The organism is Nocardioides sp. (assembly GCF_025965415.1).
Taxonomy (GTDB): domain Bacteria; phylum Actinomycetota; class Actinomycetes; order Propionibacteriales; family Nocardioidaceae; genus Nocardioides.
In genome coordinates this window covers 1-5,161 of sequence record NZ_JAOPWY010000176.1, presented here as the reverse complement: position 1 = coordinate 5,161, position 5,161 = coordinate 1, and the positions used below count along the sequence as shown (strand labels likewise).

5 protein-coding genes are annotated in these 5,161 nt (G+C 72.8%); 4 read left to right on the top strand and 1 reads right to left on the bottom strand.

The window, feature by feature from the left end; all coding sequences use genetic code 11:
- The 4 genes from JWN97_RS18405 to JWN97_RS18390 form a co-directional block, all read left to right on the top strand.
- On the top strand, positions 1-997 hold a 997-nt coding region (locus JWN97_RS18405), incomplete at its 5' end, for an ADP-ribosyltransferase (protein ID WP_297626205.1).
- Positions 994-1,446 (top strand): hypothetical protein, encoded by a 453-nt coding sequence (locus JWN97_RS18400; RefSeq protein ID WP_297626202.1) that lies wholly within the window; start codon positions 994-996, stop codon positions 1,444-1,446. The genes JWN97_RS18405 and JWN97_RS18400, both read left to right, overlap by 4 nt.
- Positions 1,443-1,928, top strand: a complete 486-nt coding sequence (locus tag JWN97_RS18395) for an ADP-ribosyltransferase domain-containing protein (protein ID WP_297626199.1) — start codon at positions 1,443-1,445, stop codon at positions 1,926-1,928. The genes JWN97_RS18400 and JWN97_RS18395 overlap by 4 nt, the downstream gene beginning before the upstream one ends.
- A 10-nt stretch (positions 1,929-1,938) precedes the next feature.
- On the top strand, positions 1,939-2,901 hold the full coding sequence (locus tag JWN97_RS18390) for an ADP-ribosylglycohydrolase family protein (protein ID WP_297626195.1): 963 nt from the start codon (positions 1,939-1,941) through the stop codon (positions 2,899-2,901).
- Positions 2,902-2,904: 3 nt separating this feature from the next.
- On the opposite strand, the gene JWN97_RS18385 is transcribed toward JWN97_RS18390, so the two are convergent.
- The coding region (locus tag JWN97_RS18385) for a hypothetical protein (RefSeq protein WP_297626191.1) at positions 2,905-5,161 on the bottom strand (2,257 nt) is incomplete at its 5' end.

The window sequence follows — 5,161 nt, the reverse complement described above, 5'->3', positions numbered from 1 at the left end:
GGTGCCGTTCAGCCCGGTCAACATGGTGATCGACGCCTACAAGCGGGCCACCGGCGACCTCCCGCCCGAGGAGCTGATGAAGCAGTACGAGCTCTCCGCCGAGAGTGCCTGGGACATGGCCACCGGCATCTACACCGGGCTCACGACCGACCCGATCGGCTTCGGCAAGGAGCTCGGCAAGAGCCTGCTCGACTGGGACACCTGGGCCGACGACCCGGCCCGCGCGATCGGCCACCTCGTGCCGGACGCGGTCGTCGCGGTGGCCACGGCCGGCTCCGGCGCGCTCGCCACGCGCGGCGCCAGGGGCGGCATGGACATCCTCGACGGGCTCTCCGACCTCAACAAGCTGGACAACCTGTCGGACCTCACCAAGCTCGACAACCTGTCCGACCTCAACAAGCTGGACAACCTCGCCGACCTCACCAAGTACGACAACGTGGTCGAGGGGCCGCAGGGCACGTGGCGCCACCTCGACGACCCCGCGCTGGACCCCTGGCTCGACGAGGTCAGCCAGGCCCACCCCGAGCTCGACCGGGAGGGCATCCGCGGCATCTGGGACTACACCACCGACGACGGCTACGACACGATGAACAACGCGATGCGCGGCGACGGCCCCCTCGACCCGGCCGTGCAGAGCCGCATCGACGCCACCAACCGCGGGCTCGACCAGCTGCCCCACCACGAGGGCACCACCTACCGCGGCACCAACCTCCCCGACTCCGTGGTCGACCGCATCAACAACGGCGGCAACCTGTCCGACGGGGCCTTCACCAGCAGCTCGACCAACCCCAACGTCGCCGAGGGCTTCATGAACCTCGGCAAGGACAACCCGACGCGGATCACCATCGACGGCCACTCGGGCAGCAACGTGGGACCCTTCTCGGCAGCGCGGTCGGAGGCTGAGATCCTGTTCCGTGGAGGCACCGAGTTCGAGGTGCTCAGCAACACGGTGGGGCCGGACGGTGTCCGCCAGCTCGTGGTGAGGGAGATCCCGTGAGTGGTCGAGACGACCTGGACGACATGACGCCGGAGGAGATCGCCGCCTGGGCGGCCCGTGACTGGGCGGACGCCAAGGCGGCGCACGCCGGGGAGCCCGTTCCCGAGATCAGCCGGGTCAAGCGCGACGACTACCCGCACTGGGACGTGGTGGCCTACGAGTTCCACACCCGCCCGGGGGAGCGGGTGCTGGTCGACCGCGGCGACGGCGCGCAGGTGGAGGGCACGCTCCGTGGCGTGCGCGCGGCGCGCGGCCAGGACGAGCTGCTGGTCGAGGTCGACGGCGTCGTCTGGGCGTGCACGCGAGCCGACGGCTCGAGCTGGGCGCCTAAGGACAACGGCCGGGTCCGGGTGGAGACTGTCAGGGTGCCGGTGCACGCGCGGCGGGTCGACGGCGCTGGCGACGCGGAGCAGTGGACCCTGCAGACCAACATGGAGGGACAGCCGTGACCCAGATCCCGGACCTGGAGACCCTGCTCTCGACGCTCGAGCAGCTCCCGCCCCACGAGGGCGTGGTCTTCCGCGGGTGCGACGCGCGCAGCCACGAGCGCTGGCCCGGTCGGGCCTACGTGACCGAGGCGCTCCTCTCCACCTCGCGCGACCCGAGGGTCGCGACGCAGAACTTCACCACGGACGCGGTGTACGCGATCCTCAGTCGCACCGGGCGTGCCATCGAGCAGTTCTCGGCCGCGCGCCACGAGCGTGAGGTGGTCTTCCTGCCCGGCACGATCCTCACCCTCGTGACCCGGGTGCGGTTCAAGGACCTGGGCGTGACGATCGTCGAGGAGTTCGACCCCGACGCCGGGGGCGCGCCCGAGCCGGTCGACTTCGCCGCCCTCCAGGAGGAGATCGGGCGCGCGATCAAGGAGGCCGAGCTGCGGGATCCCGTGCCGCCGTCCAACCCCGACAAGTTCGTCGGCGACATCGCGTGACGCGACGCTCGTGACGTCCGGTCCGGACCTGCGCGACCGGATCGAGGGCGTGCTGCTGGCCTCGGCCTGCGGTGACGCGCTCGGCGTGCCGTACGAGTTCGGGTCGGCGCCGCTGGCGCCGGACGAGCAGCCCCGGATGATCGGCGGCGGGCTGGGGCCCTACGCGCCGGGTGAGTGGAGCGACGACACCCAGATGGCGGTCGTCGTCGCGCGCGTGGCCGCCTCGCGCGGGCTGGCGGACGACACCGCGCTCGACGACGTCGTCGACGGCTGGATCGACTGGCTCCAGGCAGGCGCCTCCGACGTCGGCATCCAGACCCGCGCGATCCTGACCGCCATCGCCGCCTGGAGGGGTACGCCCGGATCGGCCGCGCGGGCCCGCGCAGCGGCGCTGGACCTGCACGGGCGCACCGGGCGGACGGCGGGCAACGGCTCGCTGATGCGTACGGCGCCGGTGGCGCTCGCGTGCCTCGGGGACCCGGCCGCCCTGACGGTCCTGGCCCGGACGGTCTCCGACCTCACGCATGCCGACCCGCTCGCCGGTGACGCCTGCGTGCTGTGGTGCCACGCCATCCGGCTCGCGGTCGTGGACGGCGCCGTGCCCGACCTCGCGGACCTGCTCGGCGAGCTGCCCGTCGAGCGCCGGGACCAGTGGTCCGGATGGGTGGCCGCGGCGCAGGCGCGGCCCCCGGCGGCGTTCGCTCCCAACGGCTACGTCGTCACCGCCCTGCAGGCGGCATGGTCGGCCGTCCGTCACCCGCTCGTCGCGGACTCGCCGATCGTCGGTTCGCTGTCGGCGGCCGTGCACGCCGGGGACGACACCGACACCGTCGCTGCCATCGCCGGTTCCCTGCTCGGCGGCTGCTGGGGTGCCTCCTCGCTTCCCGCGACCTGGCTGGCCGACGTCCACGGGTGGCCGGGCCTGCGAGCGGAGGACCTGCGAGCGCTCGCGCACCGGGTCGCCGACCGCTGAGCCTCAGGTCCGGCCTACGCCGGTCACCTTCCCGCCGCGGGAGAGCTCGACCGTCATCAGCACCCGCCGCTTGCCGGGCTGCTTCGCGCAGTAGGTGAACTCCCGGCCCAGCCGCTGCCACGGCTGGCCGAGGCGACGCATCAGCGCACGCGTGCCGAGGCCGGTGTCGGCGGCGCGGGTGAAGGCCCTCACCGACCGGCGCAGGCCGGGGTTGCGGCAGGAGTCGGGGGCCAGGCCCCACGAGCGCTCCCACGTCTGGAGATAGGCCTCGGCACCACGGCCGAGATCGGCCGCGAGCGCGGCACCGTCGGCGCCGGCCACGTGCTCGACGTCCTCGACCCAGTCGGCGTACAACCCGTAGTGGGCGACGCCGTCGGTGTTGATGTCGAAGACCCGCTCCCCGCTGCGCTGACGGGCGATGGTGACGCCGTCGAGCCCGGTGAAGGGGTACGTCACGGGGTCGGTCGCGCCGGCGCCCCGCGGGTCGCCCTGGGCGCCGAACCCGTTCATGTCGGAGCCGAACCCGAAGCCGAAGTAGAAGCGGCTGTCGGTCCACCCGAGGTGCTGGCGCCACTTGTCCACGAAGCCGGTCGAGTCGCCGGCGTAGGGGGCGACGAAGCCGCCGAGGCGATAGATCCGCGGGTAGGCGTCGGGGGTCGACCACGAGTGCGAGGAGACCACGCCGACGGGTCGACCGGCTGCCTGCTGCTGCTCGAGGAAGTCGAGGGCCGCGTCGCGGCCGGCGACGCTCATGTGGTCGGGGTCGAAGAGGATCCTGCTGTCGATCATCGCCGACAGCAGCCGCCGGCCGAGCGGGCTCAGGCCGAGCTGGTTGCAGTGCGGTCCCGCCGGGTAGACCGGTGCGGGCTGCACCCCGACGTCGCCGAAGAGCTTCCAGATGGCGCCGAAGATGGCGTCCTGGTCGGGCGTGCCCTGCTGCCCCCCGGCAAGGTCGCCGAGGTTGGGGGACTGGAGGCGGTCCTCCATGCCGGGCGGGTTGCTCGACGGGCAGGACTGCATGCGCAGGAACGAGCCGGTGCTGAGGAAGTTGGCGCTGTTGGTCAGCGGGCCGTTGGTCCCGGAGTCGCCGGCGACCCCGGTGAAGGCGTTGTCGAACTTGTTGGTCAGCTCCATCTGGCTGACGCCGAGCTCCTTCATCTCGGCGAGCTCGGCCAGCATCTGCTCCTCGGTGCACGTCGCGCGCCCCAGCTGGACGTTGCAGCCGAGCGGGACCGACGTCTCCATGCCTATCACCACGGCCAGCTTGCCCTCGTTGATGACCGTACGGGCCTCGAAGGGGTTGGTGACGATGCGGTACCAGCCGCGGCCGGGGCCGCCGTACTGCGCGTCGATGTAGTCCTGCATCGCCCGCATGTCCTGGGCCTGCAGGCGGACGGCGTCACGGTCGTCGCAGGAGTTCTTCTTGAGCGGGTAGACCGTGCAGAGGATGTGGTTCTCGGTGAGCAGGCTGGTGTGGATGCGCAGGCCCGCGCGCCACGAGCGCTCGAGCCACTTGTAGTAGACCTGCTGGTGCGTGAGCGAGTGCGGGTTGGGCCAGTAGGAGAACGTCGGCCAGCCGACGGGGTCGTGGCCGGTGCCGGGGGCCTGTCCGGAGAGCACGTCCTCGAGGAGCGCGCCGCGGCCGTCGGCGATCTGGTGGTCGGGGCAGTCGACGAGGGCGGCGGCGGCGCCGTACCTGTGGAACGGCGGGCTGCAGATCACCCGGCCGCCGAGGAACTCGTGGGTCTGGCCGTGGACGTGCGGGTCGACGTAGCCGCGCACCTCCTGGAAGGACGTGGCGCCGCCGAATGGGCGGCCACTGACGTTGGTCTCGACCTCGGGGAAGGCGGTGCACCCGGTCGTGCGGCGCAGCGACAGGGGCTCGGCGCTGCCCGTGGCGAAGCCTCCCGACGTACGCCGCAGCGCGCGGCCGTCGGCGAGCGTGAAGGTGAAGCGGCCCCTGCCCGACCGGCGCGCGGTCCAGTCGGAGGAGGGCGACGGAGCGGCGGCCCAGGTGGCGCCGCCGCTGTCGGTCGCGGCGAGGAACGTGCGGTCGGTGGCGTAGAGGAGGTAGGTGCCGAGGCCGGTGGCCTGGAAGGTGGTCGGCCGGCCACCGAGGCGGTAGCAGCCCCCGGCCATCGCATAGACGCTCTCGGGGACGAGGCGGCGCTTCTCCCGCAGGGGTACGCCGACCAGGCGTGGCGCGCGTTGCGTGCGCTGGGCGGCGACCCGGGCCCGGCTCGCGGACCGCTGCGCGGGC